This is a genomic window from Ciceribacter ferrooxidans (assembly GCF_004137355.1).
In the GTDB taxonomy this organism is placed as follows: domain Bacteria; phylum Pseudomonadota; class Alphaproteobacteria; order Rhizobiales; family Rhizobiaceae; genus Allorhizobium; species Allorhizobium ferrooxidans.
Map to the genome: position 1 here is coordinate 17599 of NZ_SDVB01000253.1, position 19711 is coordinate 37309.

A 19711-nucleotide genomic window follows, 5' to 3' on the forward strand; every position below is an offset into this window, starting at 1 on the left:
GTTCCGACTCGTCGCTGTGCGTTCCGTCCGCGTTTTTCATTTGCCACCTGCGGCGATCAAGAGGATTGTGCCGGGCGAGCCACCGGTTCTGGCATAAATTCGGGAGTTACTGCCGCATGAAACCCAATGTCCTGCTCGTGACCGCCGACCAATGGCGGGGCGATTGCCTTTCGTCGGTTGGACACCCGGTGGTGCGGACGCCGAATGTCGACCGGCTGGCAGTGGAGGGTGTTCTGTTCCGGCGACACTACGCCGGCGCCGCTCCATGTTCTCCGGCAAGAGCCTCCATTTACACCGGTCTTTACCAGATGAATCATCGCGTCTGCCGCAATGGTTCGCCGCTGGATGCCCGTTTCGACAATATTGCCATGGCTGCAAGGCGTGCGGGTTATGATCCGACCCTCTTCGGCTACACCGACGTTTCACCGGATCCCAGGACGCTTCACCGGAATGATCCGCATCTGACGACATACGAGGGTGTGCTGCCGGGCTTTACGACTGGCCAGGTCCTGCTCGAGAACGAAAAGCATTGGCTCAGCTGGCTGCGGAGCAGGGGGCACAGGGCGGCCTTCACCCGCGACGTCCACCGAACAGGAAATGTGGAGAGCGGCACCGCAAACAATGAGGTGCCCGACTACAGCGCCGACGAGACGCAGACTGCGTTCATCACAGAGAGCTTCCTTCGGTGGATGGAGCAACAGGACGCGCCGTGGTTCGCACATGTGTCATTTCTCAGGCCGCATCCGCCCTTTTGCGTTCCGGCACCTTACAACACCATGTTTGCACCCGGCGACGGTCCGGCCTACGCACGGGCCGGGGTGCGCGAAGACGAGCAGGCGCTTCACCCGCTGCTGGCCTATGGTCACCGGTTTCTCGGAAAATCGAGTTTCGTATACGGCGCTTCGGGAGCCGTCTCTGACTGGAACGAACGGGACTTCGACGTCATCCGGGCGGTCTATTTCGGCATGATCGCGGAGGTCGATGCCCAACTCGGGAGGATATTTTCCGCCCTGCGTGAAAGTGGCCGCTGGGACGAAACGATCGTTATCTTCACCTCCGACCACGGCGAGATGATGGGCGACCACTGGCTTCTCGGAAAGGGTGGTTTCCATGATGGGAGTTATCACATTCCGCTCGTTATCCGTGATCCGGCGGCAACCGCGGATGGGCGGCAGGTCGATGCTTTTACGTCCGCTGCCGATATCATGCCCACCCTGTGCGAACGCCTCGGCGTGGAGCCGCGTAATCATCAGGACGGGGCGTCGCTGCTGCCGTTTGTCGAGGGCTCGGAACCCTCCGGCTGGCGCGATGCCGCCTTCTGGGAGTTCGATTTCCGCGAGGTTGCTACAAGCGTGGCCGAGGACTATTTCGGCCTAGCCTCAAATCGCTGTAACCTTGCGGTCATTCGCGACGACGCATTCAAGTACGTGCACTTCGCCGGACTTCCGCCTGTGCTCTTCGATCTCGCAAAGGACCCCATGGAGCTTCGAAACCTCGCGGAAGAGCCCGAATATGCTGCCGTACGGTTGCGCTATGCCGAGAAGCTTCTTGCCTTGCGTGCCGCCCATCTCGACCAGACGCTCGCCTATGTCGAGCTCACCGAAGAAGGTCCGGTCAGCCGCCCAACACGATCGCACTCGTGACGTCACGAAACCGGTAGAGCGACAACGCGGTTTCGGCTATAGGCAGCCGAACGACAACCGCTCACGCTGGAGACATGGATGGCCCCGACGATCCGCTATCACGAAGGTGACATATCCGCAGCCGACGCCGGCCGCTACACGGGAGCGATCGCGATCGACACCGAAACGCTCGGACTTGTGCCGAGGCGCGACCGCCTTTGTGTCGTCCAGCTTTCGCCCGGCGACGGCACGGCGGACATTATTCGTATCGCGACCGGTCAAGCGGAGGCACCGAACCTCGTTGCCATGCTCGCCGATCACGAGCGGCAGAAGATCTTTCACTTCGGCCGCTTCGACATCGCTGTTCTCTTCCATACCTTCGGCGTCACGACCACGCCGATCTTTTGTACGAAGATCGCCTCGCGACTGTCGCGGACTTATACGGACCGCCATGGGCTAAAGGACAACCTCAAGGAAATGCTCGAGATCGACATTTCCAAGGCGCAGCAATCGTCCGATTGGGCGGCCGAAATGCTCTCGCCCGCGCAACTCGAATATGCCGCTTCGGATGTACTCTACCTCCACGCGCTGCGCGACAAGCTCACCGAACGTCTGATCCGCGACGGCCGGATGGAGCATGCCAAGGCCTGCTTTGAATTCTTGCCGACGCGTGCCAAACTTGATCTTCTGGGATGGGAAGAGACGGATATTTTTGCGCACAGCTGATTTGCGTTCGCGAAAACTGTATCGCTAGCCGAACTCAACGGTGTGCCGAAGGGGCTGACGAAGGTCAGCTTTCATTCGGCGGCCTGCTCACGGCACCCAACCGGATCATAACTTCGCGCGGGATGCCATAGCGCTTGATCGCATCGGTCTGGCTGCGAAACCCGCAGATTTCCCTCTGGACAAGAAATGACCAAACGACGTCGGCGGCCTCATTGAGGAGGCTCTCGCGCTCGCCGGCATTTTCCGTGGTGGGCGGGCACGCACTGAGGGCCGCCAGCGCCTTCTCCACCTTCAATCCCGCACGGGCCAAGGTATCCGCCTTTTCAGACATCAGCTCGTATTCGAGTGCACTGAGCGGTGTGTCGCCGCCAAGCGTCGACATTGCAGGAGGGGGCGGACGCAGAGCCATACTTCCTCTCAGCAGTGATCGTGACCTTACGAAGAGTCGCCCGTAAAGCCGAATGTTACAAGCCCAACGGCCCCAATTCGTGACTAACACTTCGTTAACGGAAATTTCCTAAAATCCTGTTGACCTGATGGATGCCTTGTTTGGGCACGAGACGCCCTTCACCCCGTGCAAAACCATCCGCCCGCATGAGCGGCGCGATACTTCTTGTTCCCGACGCTTTTGATGCGAGACGAGCGCCCATGTTGTCCGCCGTAACCGCGAAACACTCTTCCGTGGCCGATGCTCCGCTTCCGGGGAGCGGAAGAGAAGCAAGCCGAATGATGATGTCTTCTTCCGCCTCGGCGGAGCTCGTTACGGCGCCAATTTCCCGGAGGAGTCCGTCGCCCGAGGGACGACTGGCGATCCTCGTCCTTTCGGCTCAGGAGCGCGTTGCCGGCAACCTCGCTGGGCTCGCTGAACGACTGGGGGAAGAACTCGGCCTTTTTCGCGGGGAGAACGAGAGCAATGCCAGCTTTGTCGGCCGCCTTCTCGAGGCGATCGCCAGAGTGCCGAAGGAGGAACGGATCGCGTTGGGGAGTCAGCTCGCACGACTGGTCAAGGGGCTTCGTTTGGAGACGGTCCTTTCCGCTCTGCGCAACCCTGCAGGCCTGGAGGCTGCGAGAACCGCCATGGCCCTCGAGGCGAGCGGAAGGAACGATCCCGATCCGGTGGCGGGACGTGTGGTCTCGTCGTACAGGCAGAATGGCGACCAGATACCCTTGTCCACTCGGCCGGCGCCAGCATCCGACCCGCAGCAAGTGTCACCGCCGATCTCCGATTTGCCGAAACGGTCCGGATCCAAGATAGATAAGGCAGACGGGACGGCTCCTGCCAAGGCAATGCTCCGGCAGGGAGCGGAACCCGTGCGGGGAGCCACGGTCGCTGCACCGTCGGCCGGGAACATCGGGGGCACGGCAACGCGCGAAGAACTGCCGGGCCGGGCGAGCGAATACGGACCAGTCTTGTCCGATGGACCGCCGTCGAGAGCGTCATCGCCTGCTTCAACCCACTCGCAACTGTCGTTGCCGCAAGCGGACGCCGAGAGAACGGAGACCACGCACGGCCAGGAGCCCGGCGAGCGTTCCGTTTCCGACGACGCCGATGGCAGTGTTCGTGACCGCTCGGTGCAACGTGACCATAGCGGGATGCGCACGACCGTGTCGGGAGCGCGATCGGCGATCGTCGAAATCGAGGGCACATCTTCCGTCATGCGGCACAGGCCACCTGAAGGACCCTACACAGAAGGCAGGGATGGTGTCTTGCGTCCGGCCCTGAACGCGAGGCTTCTCCCTCTGCCTGCAGGGCTGGAGGAGCTCTCTGACGCCATCCCCGTTGCGCACCTCCTCAGCCACGTGCCGGAGCATGGAGGGCAGGCGGCGACCGGATCCGCAGAAATGCCAAATCGCACGCCTATTGCGACGGCCGTACAGGATCATAAGGCGGCGACATCTGTGCCGGTGGTATCACTCGATGAGGAAGCCGGCAGGAACGAGAATGGCGAAGTTCGATCGCAACGGAGGTTGTCGGGGGACGCGCCAGCACCGCTACCGGGAACCACGGAGGGGCGATTGCCTGCGGTAACGCTTTGGCGGGATAATCCTGCCTTCCCCTTCTTCGGCTACTCCCTCTTCGAGGATGATACTGTCTCTTCGGCAGAGGAGACGAAACGCCGCCGGGGCGACGAGCAGGACGGGAACGACGACCGTCGAGGCGAGAACGGGTCGGAAGACCGGCCTGGTTCAGGGGAGGCCAGCGGATCGGAGGGAAACGGTGAGAACGACGTCGATGAAGACATCGATGACGAAGCAATTGCCGATCCAGTGTCAGCTCTCGGCAGCGAAACGGTACTGGCGCATTACCTCACCATGTCGACGCTGACCTGAAAGGGCAGTTTCCCCAAATCGGCAAAAGAAAACCCGCCGGTCGTTCGACCGGCGGGTATCGTTCTTCTGAAATCGCGAGCGCTTATTCGGCGTTGCCGCGGTTCTTGAGCGCGGCGCCCAGGATGTCGCCGAGCGAAGCGCCGGAGTCGGACGAACCGAACTGTGCGACGGCTTCCTTTTCTTCTGCGATCTCGAGAGCCTTGATCGACAGCATGACCTTGCGATCCTTCTTGGAGAAGTTGGTGACGCGAGCGTCGACAACCTGGCCAACCGAGAAACGCTCCGGACGCTGTTCGTCGCGGTCGCGGGAGAGATCGGCACGACGGATGAAGGAAGTGATGTCCTCGTGATTGACGAGCTTCACTTCGATACCGCCATCGTTGATGCCGATGACTTCGCAGGAAACGACGGCGTTCTTGCGCAGGTCGCCGGAAGCGGCAGCTTCGCCGACCGAGTCGCGGCCGAGCTGCTTGATGCCGAGCGAGATGCGCTCCTTCTCGACGTCAACGTCGAGAACGACAGCCTTGACGACGTCACCCTTGTTGTACTCTTCGATGACCTGTTCGCCCGGACGGTTCCAGTCGAGGTCGGAGAGGTGAACCATGCCGTCGACGTCGCCTTCGAGGCCGATGAACAGACCGAACTCGGTCTTGTTCTTGACTTCGCCCTCAACTTCGGTGCCGGCCGGGTGGCTGTAGGCAAAGGCCTGCCACGGGTTTTCCAGCGTCTGCTTGAGGCCGAGCGAGATGCGGCGCTTGGACGGATCGACTTCGAGAACGACAACGTCGACTTCCTGGCTCGTAGACAGGATCTTGCCGGGGTGAACGTTCTTCTTGGTCCAGGACATTTCGGAGATGTGGATGAGGCCTTCGATGCCCGGTTCCAGTTCGACGAACGCACCGTAGTCGGTGATGTTCGTGACGGTGCCGGTGATCTTCTTGCCGACCGGGTACTTGGCGGCAATGCCGTCCCACGGATCCGCTTCGAGCTGCTTCATGCCGAGCGAAATGCGGTGGGTTTCCTGGTTGATGCGGATGATCTGAACCTTGACCTGCTGGCCGATGGACAGGATCTCCGAAGGATGGTTGACGCGGCGCCAGGCCATGTCGGTGACGTGCAGCAGACCGTCGATGCCGCCGAGGTCGACGAACGCACCGTAGTCGGTGATGTTCTTGACGACGCCGTCGACAACCTGGCCTTCTTCGAGGTTCTGAACGATTTCAGAACGCTGCTCGGCGCGGGACTCTTCCAGAACCGTACGGCGCGAAACAACGATGTTGCCGCGGCGCTTGTCCATCTTGAGGATTTCGAAGGGCTGCGGGTTGTGCATCAGCGGGGTAACGTCGCGGATCGGGCGGATGTCGACCTGCGAGCGCGGCAGGAACGCGACAGCGCCGTCCAGATCGACGGTGAAACCACCCTTGACCTGGTTGAAGATGACGCCTTCGACGCGTTCGCCGGCTTCGAACTTGGCTTCGAGCTTGACCCAGCTTTCTTCGCGGCGAGCCTTCTCGCGCGAGAGAACGGCTTCACCGAGCGCGTTTTCGATACGCTCGACGTAAACTTCGACTTCGTCGCCGACCTTCAGCGAACCATCCTTGGCCCGTGCGCCGAATTCCTTGAGCGGAACGCGACCTTCAACCTTCAGACCGACATCGACGATCGCGACGTCCTTCTCGATTGCCGTGATGATGCCCTTGGCAACATAGCCTTCGGCAAGATCGGTCTTGGCAAAGGATTCTTCGAGGAGGGCGGCAAAGTCCTCCCGCGTGGGGGTAGAAACAGACATGAAATCTCCTAATCGTGCCACATGGGGCACGGGTCTGCGCCGGGGGTTAGCGTTGCACTTGCCATACATCTCGTCCGCCCTCTTGGGGCTGTCCGGCGCGGGGACGGCGATGTCGGCGAATTCTTTCATATATGGAGCCGGCTCACCGGCTTCCAGATCTCTGTTCCTGCGTCAGGGCACCGTCAATGATGTCCCTGGCTGCCTGAAACGCCGCTTCTATACTCATTTCCGAGGTGTCAAGCAAGTGCGCGTCGTCGGCAGGCCGCAATGGGCTGTCGACCCGTCCCATGTCGCGCTCGTCACGCTTCTTCACGTCGGCACAAACCTCGTCGAAGACCGCCGAGCCTCCGCCGGCGACGATCTCGTCAAAGCGGCGCTTGGCACGCACCTCGGGTGAGGCCGTGACGTAGAGTTTCACCGGCGCGTTCGGGCATACGACCGTGCCGATGTCGCGCCCGTCGAGCACCGTGCCGGGCAATTTGGCGGCAAAGCGCCGTTGGGCCTCGACGAGCGCACGGCGAACCGCCGGCATGACCGCGATCCTGGAGGCGGCTTCGCCGACCTCGTGCCGGGCCAGGGTTGCCCGATCAAGTCCGGAAAGGTCGAGGTTGCGCGCGATCGTTTCCGCAACGCTTTCGTCGTCCAACGGTAGCCCCGCGTCGAGAAGCGCCTTTGCCGTCGCGCGATAAGTGAGGCCCGTATCCAGGTGGTGGAAGCCGTAATGGGCAGCGATCAGGCGGGAAAGCGTTCCCTTTCCGGCAGCTGCCGGACCGTCGATGGCTATGGTAAAGGAAGCGGTCATGGAACTCACTTTCGAGCGCCTCGGTCTCGCGCTCTTGTTCGTCATCAGATGAATAAAATCGGGAAGGCGGCTTCTAACCCGGGTGTTCTTCGCGGCCATTCTACCGTCGCGCCCGACCGACGGAAGCCGCGCATCCAATAGAGGAATTGGCGAAACGGCGGGTCGTTACCATATACGGCGCGAATGGTCATCCCTGCTGCGTCAAAATGCGGGAAACCTGTGGGCGAAGATTGCCTTTGACAGGAGAGATTGCAACGATTATGGGGACCGGCTAACAGTTTGACCGGTTGAATGCCGGATTGGCGACGAACGCCGTTATTCTTCAGGAATTCAAGAGGCTTTGACAGTGGCGAAAGCAGAACTTGGAACTAAGCGCACTTGCCCCGACACCGGCAAGAAATTCTACGATCTGAACAAGGATCCGATCGTATCACCTTACACCGGCAAATCCTGGCCGTTGTCGTACTTCGAAGAAACCTCGGTTGCCTCTATCATGGAAAAGGCCGAGGAGGAGGAAGTCGCGGAAGTCGATACCGAGAATACGGATGTCGAACTGGTTTCGCTCGAAGACGGCGATGACGCCGGTGCCGGCGATGATCTGCCGGATCTCGGCGACGACGACGTCGAACTCGGTGACGATGACGACGACACCTTCCTCGAGGCGGACGAGGACGACGACGACGAGGACATGACCGGCATCATCGGTGTCGCCGGCGACGACGACGACGTCTGATCATGTGTTTACCGGCCCGGGGAGAAAAGTTTCCGGGCCGTTCATTTTTCGGCTTGCCATCTTTCGAATCCGGAAGTAATAAGCCGCCACCCGCCGGGCAGCGAAGCCCGAAAGGTTCCCGGAACCGGCAGATGCCGGACCCTTGATGGGGCTATAGCTCAGCTGGGAGAGCGCTTGCATGGCATGCAAGAGGTCAGCGGTTCGATCCCGCTTAGCTCCACCAAAACTCTATTTTCTCCTTGATATGGCTGAAGAGTTGGCGCCGAGTGTGGGACTGCTGATTGAGTTCGTGTAGATCCTGGCGATATTATCACCTCCCGCACGATTCCCCCTGAGGTCTCTGACAGACTTTCTATGCCTGTTGTGTGCGGAATTGTGCGAGCGCCACCGCCCGCTCAGCGCTGGAGTAATGCTCCCAGTATCGACGAAGTCCATGACTGCCGCGCAAACCTCTTTCGCGCTGGGCGGCGAGGGAGGAAATGAGAAAACGTTGAGCGCAGATGGTGTTATATGGTTCTTCGCCGGCTAACCGAGGAGTTCCCCACGACCGTTGTCTTGACCTCTGTCGATCTGGCACCAGTCGGTGATGCGCGCCACGTCGAATCGAGCCTCGCGGTCCTTCAGCTGGACGCGTAGTTTGCCTTCGTCGATGCCGAGCGGGACCCCGACATAGATTCGATTGTTTCCTGCTTCATCGAGAATGTCTATTGCGAAGCGCATCGAATCTCCGGCCCGCCGCTTTCATATTTGAATCGCTTTATTCAGACTATTTTCGCTTTGCTATCTTGAGCGAGGCTTATTGAGCGTTTCCTGTATTTGCGTTTTGCCAACACCGTACGGACAACAGATCGATGTTTTTGTTTTCGAAGCTCTTTTGGATCGTCGCCCAACCACTGACGCTCGGCTTCCTCGCCGGTCTTGTCGGCACTGCCTGCACGGCGGTCCGCCGGCCGCGCATGGCACTTCTGTTCCTCGGCGCTTCTCTGACGATTCTCTTCGTCACCCTCTACACCTCCGCTGGAACTGTGGCCTTGCAGAGGCTCGAAGCACATGTCCAGCGACCGGAGCAGGATCCTGCGCAGGTGAGCTGTATGGTGGTTTTGGGCGGTGCCTTCGAAACCGAGGTGACGACCATTCGAGGTGGCACCGACCTCAACCAGGCCGCCGACCGCTTTGTCGAAACATTGCGCCTCGCCTTGAAGTTTCCCCGGTCGCGTATCCTGGTGTCTGGAGGCGACGGCTCCTTTAGCGGCACCTACGAGGGGGACGCTGCCGCCGCCCGGCGGTTCTTCACTCAATTCGGCGTCAGCGAAGATCGCCTGACAAGCGAGACGGCCTCGCGAACGACTTTCGAAAACGTCATCAACAGCAGGCGGCTGCTGGCCGACCCTGCGATGCGGCGGTGTCTGCTCGTCACTTCTGCCTTTCATATGCCGCGGTCCCTGGCATTGTTCCGCAAGGCGGGCATCGAGCTGACGCCGTGGCCGACCGACTACCGAACGAGCGGGAGAGCCACCCTGCGGCTCGATTTCACGCAGCCGACGCTCAACGCCCAGCAGACGGCCACCGCAATGCGCGAGTGGATCGGCCTTCTCGCCTACTACCTGACGGGACGAACGGCATCGGTGTTGCCGTGAAAGCCTCACGAGCCTATTTCTTGCTGATCGTCACGAACTTCGTGCCGCGGACGCGAACAGTCATTTCGCAGGGCGCGCTGTCGGTTCTCTCGCAGAAACGCGGGTGCATTCTAAAGACAAAGACCATGTTTCCGAACCGCTTGACGAAGTCGTAGCCGTAGACCTGCGCGGTTGCGATCAGCAGGTAGCCGCCCTCCTTGACCTGGACGTAGAAATTGTGGGGGCATCCGTCCTCGTTGCAGGCCGGTCCGCGTTCACTGTCACACGTGTACGCGCCGTGGTCGGAAATCGCGTCAATGATCCCGTCATTGTTGATGTCCAGCCTTCGGATGAAGCCATCGCCAAACTCGACGACCTTGCATTGGGAGCGAAAGTGGTCTTTCTCGTAGATCTCGGGATCGCTGACGAGACTCTGCTGGGCAGTGGCCGCAAGGGGCGCGCCAAGCAGAAGCGCAGTTTGCAGGAAGGCAAGCAGCAATTGTTTCACGGCAATCGTCCGAACGAATGAGAGGCCAATCGACCGGATGATGACGTTCCTGGCTTGTGCCGCCCTGACCCGAGGTGAAACTCAGAAAGGCTATCGATGACGTTGCTCGGCTTTCTCGACTACGCAGGTGTGGCCGTCTTCGCCGCAACCGGGGCATTGTCGGCATCGCGCAAGGAACTCGATGTGATCGGGTTTCTGTTCCTCGCCGCTGTGACCGGCATCGGGGGTGGCACGCTGCGGGACGTCGTGCTCGGCAGCCTTCCGGTCTTCTGGGTGGTCGATCCGGGATACATTCTTGTCTGCGTCTCGATGGGCGCTTTGGTCTTCTTCACCGCGCATCTTTTCGAATCGCGCTACCGACTGCTGATCTGGCTCGATGCCGTGGGGCTTTCGGCCTATTGCGTCATGGGTGCAGCCAAAGGCCTCGCGGCCTCAGGCTCGCCGACGGTCGCGATCGTCACCGGCACCTTGACCGCTGCCGCTGGCGGCATCTTACGCGACATCATCGCGGGCGAGCCCTCCGTTCTGCTTCGTCCTGAAATCTACGTCACAGCCGGCCTAGCCGGAGCCTGCGTATTTACAGGCGCGACTGTCGCCGGGACGCCGGTCGTCGTGGCTTCCGGGGCTGGCGCTCTCACGGCTTTTGCGATTCGCGGAGGCGCCCTGCGTTTCGGCTGGGCATTTCCACGCTACAAACCGCGACCTGGAAGGTCGCCGGAGGACGTGTTGAGATGAGGGCGGCTGGCTTTCGAACTACGCGCCTTTTTGCCGCAGGCGGATGACCACGTCGACATGACTGATCTCCAGCCCCTCGGGGGGCTCCGGGAGGTTGTCGATCACAATATTGCTCACAGGTATGTCGAGGACCTCGTTCTCGCCTTCGACGAAGAAGTGATGGTGGTCCGAGATGTTGGTGTCGAAATACGTCTTGGCGCTTTCGACGGCGAGCACGCGGATGAGGCCGGCTTCAGTGAACTGGTGCAACGTATTATAGACGGTCGCAAGAGAGACGGGAACGTCTGCCGCAAGGGCTTCTTCGTGCAGTTCCTCGACCGTCAGGTGACGATCACCTTTGGCGAAGAGCAGGCTCGCGAGCGCAATGCGCTGACGCGTGGGGCGAAGCCCAGAGCGACGCAGTCTCGCTTCCGTTTCCTTGAGGCGTTCTGCCATCATGGAGTTGCTCTCCGGTTCTACTCAAATGCGGGTCTTCTCGACTAGCGATATAACTTCTAAGCGTGGGGCTTTCAATACTTCAGTGCATGTAGGCAGCGCAAGAACGCCGGAAATACGGGATTTTCCGCCGATTGACTCTGGCCGCGTCGCGATGCTTCCTGTATGGCCACGGCTGAAATATGCGGCTCGAGGCGAGAGCGGGGCTGTCTGATGGCGGGCAGCGGCCATTGTGGGACTTCATTTTGTCCCTATCTTGCTCTATGGGTCCAACATTCGCGCAAGCCTGGGGACGACGAAGAAGAATGAAACCGAGACAATCCAGCTACAATTACGAAGAAATTCTGTCCTGCGGTCGTGGCGAGCTTTTCGGCCCCGGCAACGCGCAACTCCCCCTGCCGCCGATGTTGATGGTTCACCGCATCACCGACATCTCTGAGACCGGCGGCGCGTTCGACAAGGGTTACATTCGGGCGGAATACGACGTCCATCCGGACGACTGGTATTTTCCGTGCCACTTCCAGGGCAATCCGATCATGCCCGGCTGCCTCGGGCTTGACGGCATGTGGCAGCTGACCGGCTTTTTCCTCGGCTGGCTGGGCGAGGAAGGCCGCGGTATGGCGCTCTCCACCGGTGAGGTGAAGTTCAAGGGTATGGTCCGCCCGCACACCAAGCTTCTAGAGTATGGTATTGACTTCAAGCGGGTCATGCGTGGCCGCCTCGTGTTGGGAACCGCCGACGGCTGGCTGAAGGCGGATGGCGAGATCATTTACCAGGCGACCGACCTTCGCGTAGGTTTGTCGAAGGATAAGACGGCCTGATCTCAGGCACGTTCAATTGTGATAGCGAGAAGGTCTGTTGAGATGAGAAGGGTAGTTGTTACGGGTCTGGGTGTTGTTTCTTCCATCGGGAACGATGCCACAGAGGTTACGGAATCGCTGCGCAATGCGAAGTCCGGAATCTCCTTCTCTCCCGATTTTGCCGAGCACGGTTTTCGTTGCCAGGTCTGGGGAAAGCCCACACTGGATCCGACCGACCTCGTCGACCGGCGCGCCATGCGCTTTCTCTCCCAGGGGGGAGCATGGAACCACGTTGCGATGAAGCAGGCGATCGCCGATTCGGGCTTGGAGGAGTCCGACATCAGCGGTAACGAACGTACCGGCATCATCATGGGCTCGGGCGGTCCTTCCACACGCACGATCGTCGAGGCGGCCGACATCACGCGCCAGAACAACAGCCCGAAGCGCATTGGCCCGTTCGCCGTGCCGAAGGCCATGTCCTCGACTGCATCGGCGACGCTCGCCACCTGGTTCAAGATTCATGGCGTGAACTACTCGATCTCGTCCGCCTGCTCGACGTCGGCGCACTGCATCGGAAATGCGGCCGAGATGATCCAGTGGGGTAAGCAGGATGTGATGTTTGCCGGCGGCCACGAGGATCTCGACTGGACCATGTCGGACCTCTTCGATGCGATGGGCGCAATGTCTTCGAAGTTCAACGATACGCCCGCCAGCGCATCGCGTGCCTACGACGTCGCGCGTGACGGCTTCGTCATCGCTGGCGGGGCGGGCGTCCTCGTGCTCGAAGAACTGGAACACGCCAAGGCCCGCGGCGCCAAGATCTACGCCGAAATCGTCGGTTACGGAGCGACATCGGATGGCTACGACATGGTCGCGCCGTCGGGTGAAGGCGCCATCCGCTGCATGCGGCAGGCACTCTCGACCGTGAAGGGCGACGTCGACTACATCAACACCCACGGCACGTCGACCCCGGTGGGCGACTCCAAGGAAATCGGCGCGATTCGTGAAGTGTTCGGGACCAAGATTCCGCATGTTCAGTCAACCAAGTCGCTAACGGGCCATTCGCTGGGCGCTGCCGGTGTCCAGGAGTCGATCTATGGCCTCTTGATGATGCAGGAACGCTTCATCGGCGAGAGCGCGCACATCAGCGAGTTGGACCCGGAATTCGACGGCGTCCCGATCGTCCGCAAGCGGATCGACAACGCCAAGATCGACACCGTTCTGTCGAACTCCTTCGGCTTCGGTGGCACCAACGCCACGCTCGTGTTCCAGCGTTACAATGGATAACCGAATGATTGCCTCTATGCAGGGAAAACGCGGCCTCATCATGGGCGTCGCGAACAACCACTCTATCGCCTGGGGTATCGCCAAGGCGCTTGCCAGTGCCGGTGCCGAGCTCGCCTTCACCTACCAGGGCGAAGCTCTGGGCAAACGTGTGAAGCCGCTTGCTGCCGAGCTCGGGTCGGATTTCCTCCTGCCTTGCGACGTCGAAGACCTCGCTTCCGTCGACGCGGTCATTGCCGCCTTGAAGGAGCGCTGGGGAAAGCTGGATTTCGTTGTTCACGCGATCGGCTTCTCCGACAAGAACGAGCTGAAAGGGCTTTACGCGGATACCTCGCGTGAGAACTTCGTGCGTACAATGGTCATCTCCTGTTTCTCGTTCACGGAGATCGCCAAGCGCGCCGCCGATGTCATGTCAGATGGCGGATCGATGCTGACACTGACCTACGGTGGTTCGGTTCGTATCATGCCGAACTACAACGTCATGGGTGTCGCCAAGGCCGCGCTTGAAGCATCTGTGCGGTATCTCGCCGGCGACTATGGTCCACGTGGTATCCGCGTCAACGCTATCTCGGCCGGCCCGATCCGGACGCTGGCCGGTGCGGGGATCGCCGATGCTCGTGCCATGCTTTCCTGGCAGCAGAAGAACTCGCCGCTCCGCCGGACGGTGACGATCGAGGACGTAGGCGGTTCCGCTCTCTACCTCTTGTCCGATCTCTCGCGTGGCGTGACTGGAGAGATTCACTACGTCGACTCCGGCTACAACATCACGTCGATGCCGACCGTCGAGTTTCTGAACAAGGCCGATACGGAATAAACTCTCTGGAGGGCCAGAGAAACAAGAAAGCCCGGTGCTGTTCGTCAGCACCGGGCTTCTGTCGTTTGATGGAGACCTTTGGGATCCTTATTTTTTGGCCCACAGGACTTTGTAACGGGCGTTGCGACAGGTTTCTCCATGTTCGCGGAAGTTCTCGCCGAGTGTCGCCTCGTAGGGAAGGCCGCGATTGGCGACGAGCATCAACATCCCGCCGCCACGCAATGCCTGACTGGCGGCAGTGATCAATGCCTTCCCGAGCGATGGTTCTGCGGCGTGTCCCTCATGGAAAGGTGGATTCATGATGACCAGGTCATACTTCTCCCTGATCGGCTCGCGCGCGAGATCTTGCCAGAAAAAGCGTGCAGAGACATCCGGGCAATTCGCTGCCATGTTGGCCTTGGCGCATTCGAGCGCCTGATAATCGGCCTCGAAGAGGTCGATACGGTTGACCTGGGGGGAGCGTTCGGCGAGCATGACGGAAAGATAGCCCCAACCGGCTCCGAGATCGGCAGCATTGCCGTCAAAGTTCTCCGGCAGGCGTCCGGCGAGTAGTTCAGAACCGGCATCGATGCGATCGTGCGAGAACATGCCGGCGACGGTTTGAAAGCGGCCATCGACGGTCACTTGGGCAGCTTCGAGCGCGCCGACTGCCGCTGACCGATCTTCGGGTACCTCGAACCACAGCGCGACGCCGTGATATTTCGGCATGTGGTCCACGACGAGGCCGAGACCATCAAGGCGCTTGCGCAGCGGTTGAATGCCATCCTCCTTGCCGCCTGCTACGACGATGAGGCCGCCCGTCTTTGTGCGCTTCAATGCCTCTGCAATCCGGTTCTCGTTCTCGCCGCGATGCTTTCCGCACAGGACCAGAGCCCCGTCGTAGCCGCCTCCCTCCGGCAGAGGTCGCGGCGCGGCGCCGGCGGCCTCCAGTTGCAGAAAGGCGGGACGCAGCCCCTGCACGGCCGCGAGCGTCGCGCCGAAACCGTTCGGTGTGGCGACGCCGGCCTCAGCGCCGAGGAAGAGAAAGCGTTCTCCTGCCTGCGGCATCGGCAACACGTCGGAAGCGAACGGGTGGAACAGAGTCTTCAGGGTATCGCGGCTCATGGTTCGGTCTTCTTTCTCGGCGAACAAAAAAGGCGCGGAATTTCTCCCGCGCCTCGGATCGGGGACGAAACGTGCTTATTCGGCAGCCTCGCCTTCGTCCTTCTTCTTCTCGGCAACGATTTCCTTGCCGGTCGCCTGGTCCACGGCCTTCATCGACAGGCGGACCTTGCCGCGTTCATCGAAGCCCATGAGCTTGACCCAGACCTTGTCGCCTTCCTTGACGACATCCGTGGTCTTGGCGACGCGTTCGGAAGCGAGCTGCGAAATGTGGACGAGACCGTCGCGCGCGCCGAAGAAGTTGACGAACGCGCCGAAGTCCGCGGTCTTGACAACCGTACCCTCATAGATCGCGCCGACTTCCGGCTCTGCGACGATCGAGTGGATCCACTTGCGGGCGGCCTCGATCTCCTTGCCGGAGGAAGAGGCGATCTTGACGGTACCATCGTCTTCGATGTTGATCTTCGCGCCGGTCTTTTCAACGATCTCGCGGATGACCTTGCCACCCGAGCCGATGACTTCGCGGATCTTGTCGACCGGGATGTTCATCACTTCGATGCGCGGCGCGAATTCGCCGAGCTGGCCGCGGCTTTCGGTGATGGCCTTCGCCATCTCGCCGAGGATGTGCTTGCGACCACCCTGTGCCTGGCCGAGTGCGACCTTCATGATCTCCTCGGTGATGCCGGCAATCTTGATGTCCATCTGCAGCGAGGTGATGCCGTCGGCCGTGCCGGCAACCTTGAAGTCCATGTCGCCGAGGTGGTCTTCGTCACCGAGGATGTCGGAAAGAACGGCGAAGCGCTCGCCTTCCAGGATCAGGCCCATGGCGATACCGGCAACCGGCTTCGCCAGCGGAACGCCAGCGTCCATGAGAGCGAGCGAGGTGCCGCAGACGGTGGCCATCGAGGACGAACCGTTCGATTCCGTGATCTCGGAAACCACGCGCAGCGTGTAGGGGAACTGCTCGGCGGTCGGCAGCATCGGGTGGATCGCGCGCCAGGCGAGCTTGCCGTGGCCGATTTCGCGACGGCCCGGAGAGCCCATGCGGCCCGTTTCACCGACCGAGTAGGGCGGGAAGTTGTAATGCAGCATGAAGTTTTCTTTGTACATGCCGGTCAGGCTGTCGACATACTGCTCGTCTTCGCCGGTGCCGAGCGTGGCAACGACGATGGCCTGGGTTTCACCGCGGGTGAAGAGAGCCGAACCGTGGGTACGCGGCAGAATGCCGACTTCCGCGACGATCGGGCGAACGGTCTCGAGATCGCGACCGTCGATGCGGCTCTTGGTGTCGAGAATGTTCCAGCGGACGATCTTGGCCTGCAGGTGCTTGAAGACGGCACCGACTTCCTCGGCCGAGTACTTGGCTTCGCCTTCCTCGGGGAGGAAGTGAGCCTTCACCTTGGCCTTGACGGCGTCGACGGCGGCGTAGCGCTCGGCTTTCTGCGTGATCTTGTAGGCGTCGCGCAGTTCGGCTTCGGCGATCGAGAGCATCTCAGTCTCGAGAGCGGAATGGTCTTCCGGTTCGAATTCGCGCGGCTCCTTGGCAGCGACTTCGGCGAGCTTGATGATCGCGTCGATGACCGGCTGGAAGCCGCGGTGACCGAACATGACCGCGCCGAGCATGACGTCTTCCGGCAATTCCTTGGCTTCGGATTCGACCATGAGAACGGCGTCCGAGGTCCCGGCGACGACGAGGTCGAGGCTCGATTCGTCCATCTCGTCGAGGTGCGGGTTCAGCACGTATTCGCCATTGATGTAGCCGACGCGGGCGCCGCCGACCGGGCCCATGAAGGGGACGCCGGAGAGCGTCAGGGCCGCCGAGGTGGCAACCATCGACAGGATGTCCGGATTGTTCTCAAGGTCGTGCTGGATGACCGTGACGACGACCTGAGTGTCGTTCTTGTAGCCTTCCGGGAACAGCGGGCGGATCGGACGGTCGATCAGGCGCGAAACCAGCGTTTCATTTTCCGACGGACGACCTTCGCGCTTGAAGTAGCCGCCCGGGATCTTGCCGGCGGCGTAGGTCTTTTCCTGGTAGTTGACGGTGAGCGGGAAGAAGTCCTGGCCCGCCTTCGGCGCCTTGGCCGAAACGACGGTCGCGAGAACGACGGTTTCGCCGTAGGTGGCGAGAACGGCACCGTCCGCCTGGCGGGCGATCTTGCCGGTTTCGAGCTTCAGCGGACGGCCTGCCCACTCGATTTCTACGCTGTGAATGTCAAACATTGTCTTTTCCTTCTCCGCGGGGAAGCAGCGCTCATGTTCCTTCTTGCGGAACAGGCCGTCGCGGCCGCGGAATGCTGACGTATCACGGGCAAGACAGCAGGAAGCTTTTCAGGTGGAGCATGGCGTCCGCGGTCGAGGTTCCGCGCCATCACGCCCCGCGCTCTCGAAGCCAAGGCTTCGTTGCGCGTGCCAGATTGTCCTGGCAAAAGCACCCGGCAATCCTGCCCCATGACAGGTCATCGGTTGGTTCTGGCGGAACCGGCCCATCCGGCCCGCCATATGTTGCGGCCCGGGAGCATTTCGCTCCGGCCGGGCCATCGGGACATCTATCCCGATAGAAAGCCGGCGGACCTCCAGAAGGAAGTCCGCCGGGACACGTTAGCGGCGAATGCCCAAGCGAGCGATCAGGCCGTTGTAGCGGGCCTCGTCCTTCTTCTTGAGGTAGTCAAGAAGCGAACGACGGCTGGAAACCAGGGTCAGAAGGCCACGACGGGAGTGGTTGTCCTTCTTGTGGCCCTTGAAATGTTCCGTCAGGTTGTTGATCCGCTCGGTCAGGATTGCAACCTGTACTTCCGGCGAACCCGTGTCGCCTTCCTTGGTTGCGTATTCCTTGATCAGGGCAGCCTTGCGCTCTGCAGTAATCGACATCGCAGTATCCTTTCAATGTCAGGAGAGAAGACGCCAAATGCCGAGATGTCGTCCAGCATTGGCCACGAAAAGCAGGTGGACGGACCGCCATGCTGGCGCTGCCTATAAACCATTCAGGTCGAAATTGGAAGCGCTGATTGCAAACCGTCGTCTCAGCTGAAAACCCGCCGCGGATGGAACTCTCCACCGGCAATCTCGCCGATCGCGACAAGCTTTCCGGCGGCGAGCGCAACCGCTTCCGGTTCCGTAACGGGGGCGTCGCGACCACGCAGGATGATCGGATTGCCCATGCGGAGGCGATGTGCCTGATCCTCACTCACCCTGATCTGCGGCAAGGCGGCGAGCGCTTCGCTGGTGTCGATGAGGAATTCGTCCAGCGCCGCCAATCGCTCGTCGCGCTCCTCGATCTTCTCCAGTGCGACGAGATCCGCCAGAGGCACCATGGTTTCCTCGCCAAACGGGGCGACATAGGTGCGCCGGAGGAGCGAGATATGGCCAAAGCAACCGAGGTCGCGGCCGAAATCGCGGGCCAAGGACCGGACATAGGTGCCCTTGCCGCATTCCACCTCGAAATGTGCCTTGTCGTTCTCGCACTTGAGCAATGTCAGGCGGTGAACCTCGACCTCGCGCGACGGGATGTCGACGGTCTCGCCGTCGCGGGCAAGGTCGTAGGCGCGTTCGCCGGAGATCTTGATCGCCGAGAATTGCGGGGGCACCTGTGAGATGACCCCGGTATACCGTGGGAGCAGCGCTCGTATCGCCTCTTCCGTCGGACGAGCCGCGGACGTCTGGGTGACCTCACCTTCGAGATCGTCGGTTGAGCGTTCTTCACCCCAGGCAACGGTGAACTCGTAGATCTTTCTGCCGTCCATGACATAAGGAACGGTCTTCGTCGCATCGCCGAGCGCGATCGGAAGCATGCCGGACGCGAGCGGATCGAGCGTGCCTGCGTGCCCGGCCTTCTGGGCGTTGAACAGCCACTTGATTTTGGAAACGGCTTCCGTTGAACCGAAATCGGCGGGCTTGTCGAGGATCAGCCAGCCCGAAACTGGGCGGCCCTTGGGCTTGCGGGGCTTGGACATGCGTCTCTATTCTTGTTCGTCGTCTCGGTCGGCGTCGAGATCACGGCTGACCTCGGGCGAGCGCAGCAGTGCATCGATCTTCTGGTAGTTGTCGAAACTGGTATCGTCGCGGAAGCGGACTTCCGGCATGTACTTCATCTGCCGTAATTGCGGGCCGAGGCGCCCGCGGATGTACTTCGCATTGCGGTTCAGCGCATCGATGACTGCATCGTGGTCCGGGACGCCGAGCGGCGTCACATAGGCTGTTGCAATCTTCAGGTCCGGCGACATGCGGACCTCGGAGATGGAGATAACGGTCTTTTCGATCAGTGGATCGCGGACTTCGCCGCGCTGCAGCACTTGCGTGATCGCGGCGCGTACCTGTTCGCCGACGCGCAGCATGCGCTGGGATGGAGCGGAAGAGGTTGGTCTGGTCATCGTCATACTGCCTTAAACAAAGCGAGCGCCGGATCGCCGGCGCCC

At 60.9% G+C, this 19711-nt stretch carries 20 protein-coding genes and 1 tRNA gene; 10 read left to right on the forward strand and 11 right to left on the reverse strand.

Going from position 1 to position 19711, the window contains the following annotated elements:
* Positions 1-116 precede the first annotated feature (116 nt).
* Positions 117-1643, forward strand: a complete 1527-nt coding sequence (locus EUU22_RS16335; protein WP_129333038.1) for an alkaline phosphatase family protein — start codon at positions 117-119, stop codon at positions 1641-1643.
* Between the two features lie 78 nt (positions 1644-1721).
* On the forward strand, positions 1722-2348 hold the full coding sequence (locus tag EUU22_RS16340; RefSeq protein WP_129333039.1) for a ribonuclease D: 627 nt from the start codon (positions 1722-1724) through the stop codon (positions 2346-2348).
* A 64-nt stretch (positions 2349-2412) separates the two neighbouring features.
* Here the strand turns inward: EUU22_RS16340 and EUU22_RS16345 are convergent, their stop codons facing one another.
* Positions 2413-2757, reverse strand: a complete 345-nt coding sequence (locus EUU22_RS16345) for a DUF6665 family protein (protein ID WP_129333041.1) — start codon at positions 2755-2757, stop codon at positions 2413-2415.
* A gap of 317 nt (positions 2758-3074) precedes the next feature.
* Here EUU22_RS16345 and EUU22_RS16350 point away from each other — a divergent pair, with 317 nt between their 5' ends.
* Entirely contained in the window at positions 3075-4679 is a 1605-nt protein-coding gene (locus EUU22_RS16350; protein WP_129333043.1) for a hypothetical protein, read from the forward strand.
* 82 nt (positions 4680-4761) lie between these two features.
* Here the strand turns inward: EUU22_RS16350 and rpsA are convergent, their stop codons facing one another.
* Positions 4762-6468: a 30S ribosomal protein S1 gene (gene rpsA, locus EUU22_RS16355; RefSeq protein ID WP_112686158.1), complete on the reverse strand. Its 1707-nt coding sequence runs from the start codon at positions 6466-6468 to the stop codon at positions 4762-4764.
* A gap of 142 nt (positions 6469-6610) precedes the next feature.
* Complete coding sequence (gene cmk / locus EUU22_RS16360) at positions 6611-7270, reverse strand: (d)CMP kinase (protein ID WP_129333044.1); 660 nt, start codon at positions 7268-7270, stop codon at positions 6611-6613.
* Between the two features lie 346 nt (positions 7271-7616).
* Between cmk and EUU22_RS16365 the strand changes: the two genes are divergently transcribed.
* Together EUU22_RS16365 and EUU22_RS16370 are read left to right on the forward strand one after the other, a co-directional pair.
* Positions 7617-8003, forward strand: coding sequence for a TIGR02300 family protein (locus EUU22_RS16365; protein WP_129333046.1), 387 nt, complete (start codon positions 7617-7619; stop codon positions 8001-8003).
* Between the two features lie 147 nt (positions 8004-8150).
* Positions 8151-8226: transfer RNA gene (locus tag EUU22_RS16370), tRNA-Ala, on the forward strand.
* Between the two features lie 302 nt (positions 8227-8528).
* On the opposite strand, the gene EUU22_RS16375 is transcribed toward EUU22_RS16370, so the two are convergent.
* Positions 8529-8723 (reverse strand): hypothetical protein, encoded by a 195-nt coding sequence (locus EUU22_RS16375; RefSeq protein ID WP_129333048.1) that lies wholly within the window; start codon positions 8721-8723, stop codon positions 8529-8531.
* A 131-nt stretch (positions 8724-8854) separates the two neighbouring features.
* On the opposite strand from EUU22_RS16375, the gene EUU22_RS16380 reads away from it, so the two are divergent.
* Entirely contained in the window at positions 8855-9640 is a 786-nt protein-coding gene (locus EUU22_RS16380; protein ID WP_129333050.1) for a YdcF family protein, read from the forward strand.
* Positions 9641-9653: 13 nt separating this feature from the next.
* Here the strand turns inward: EUU22_RS16380 and EUU22_RS16385 are convergent, their stop codons facing one another.
* Entirely contained in the window at positions 9654-10127 is a 474-nt protein-coding gene (locus EUU22_RS16385) for a hypothetical protein (protein WP_129333051.1), read from the reverse strand.
* 96 nt (positions 10128-10223) lie between these two features.
* Here EUU22_RS16385 and EUU22_RS16390 point away from each other — a divergent pair, with 96 nt between their 5' ends.
* Positions 10224-10862, forward strand: coding sequence for a trimeric intracellular cation channel family protein (locus EUU22_RS16390; protein WP_129333053.1), 639 nt, complete (start codon positions 10224-10226; stop codon positions 10860-10862).
* An 18-nt stretch (positions 10863-10880) separates the two neighbouring features.
* On the opposite strand, the gene irrA is transcribed toward EUU22_RS16390, so the two are convergent.
* Positions 10881-11300, reverse strand: coding sequence for an iron response transcriptional regulator IrrA (gene irrA / locus EUU22_RS16395; protein ID WP_129333055.1), 420 nt, complete (start codon positions 11298-11300; stop codon positions 10881-10883).
* Positions 11301-11602: 302 nt separating this feature from the next.
* Here irrA and fabA point away from each other — a divergent pair, with 302 nt between their 5' ends.
* Genes fabA through fabI form a run of 3 tightly spaced genes read left to right on the forward strand, consistent with a single transcriptional unit; the run spans position 11603 to position 14195 of the window.
* On the forward strand, positions 11603-12118 hold the full coding sequence (gene fabA / locus EUU22_RS16400; protein WP_129333057.1) for a 3-hydroxyacyl-[acyl-carrier-protein] dehydratase FabA: 516 nt from the start codon (positions 11603-11605) through the stop codon (positions 12116-12118).
* 42 nt (positions 12119-12160) lie between these two features.
* Positions 12161-13384 carry a beta-ketoacyl-ACP synthase I gene (gene fabB / locus EUU22_RS16405; protein WP_129333059.1) on the forward strand — a complete coding sequence of 408 codons (1224 nt, stop codon included), beginning with the start codon at positions 12161-12163 and terminating at the stop codon, positions 13382-13384.
* Positions 13385-13388: 4 nt separating this feature from the next.
* The gene (fabI, locus tag EUU22_RS16410; RefSeq protein ID WP_129333061.1) at positions 13389-14195 is read left to right on the forward strand and encodes an enoyl-ACP reductase FabI; all 807 of its coding nucleotides are present in this window, start codon (positions 13389-13391) and stop codon (positions 14193-14195) included.
* Positions 14196-14282: 87 nt separating this feature from the next.
* Here fabI and EUU22_RS16415 read toward each other — a convergent pair whose 3' ends face one another.
* From EUU22_RS16415 to rbfA, 5 genes are all read right to left on the reverse strand, one after another.
* The gene (locus EUU22_RS16415; RefSeq protein ID WP_129333063.1) at positions 14283-15299 is read right to left on the reverse strand and encodes a class I SAM-dependent methyltransferase; all 1017 of its coding nucleotides are present in this window, start codon (positions 15297-15299) and stop codon (positions 14283-14285) included.
* A gap of 75 nt (positions 15300-15374) precedes the next feature.
* Positions 15375-17519: a polyribonucleotide nucleotidyltransferase gene (gene pnp / locus EUU22_RS16420; protein ID WP_129333065.1), complete on the reverse strand. Its 2145-nt coding sequence runs from the start codon at positions 17517-17519 to the stop codon at positions 15375-15377.
* A 378-nt stretch (positions 17520-17897) separates the two neighbouring features.
* A complete protein-coding gene (rpsO, locus tag EUU22_RS16425; protein WP_112686132.1) occupies positions 17898-18167 on the reverse strand; it encodes a 30S ribosomal protein S15 in 270 nt (89 codons plus the stop codon).
* Between the two features lie 152 nt (positions 18168-18319).
* Positions 18320-19249 carry a tRNA pseudouridine(55) synthase TruB gene (truB, locus tag EUU22_RS16430; protein WP_129333067.1) on the reverse strand — a complete coding sequence of 310 codons (930 nt, stop codon included), beginning with the start codon at positions 19247-19249 and terminating at the stop codon, positions 18320-18322.
* 6 nt (positions 19250-19255) lie between these two features.
* Positions 19256-19666, reverse strand: coding sequence for a 30S ribosome-binding factor RbfA (gene rbfA, locus EUU22_RS16435; RefSeq protein ID WP_129333069.1), 411 nt, complete (start codon positions 19664-19666; stop codon positions 19256-19258).
* Positions 19667-19711: the final 45 nt, after the last annotated feature.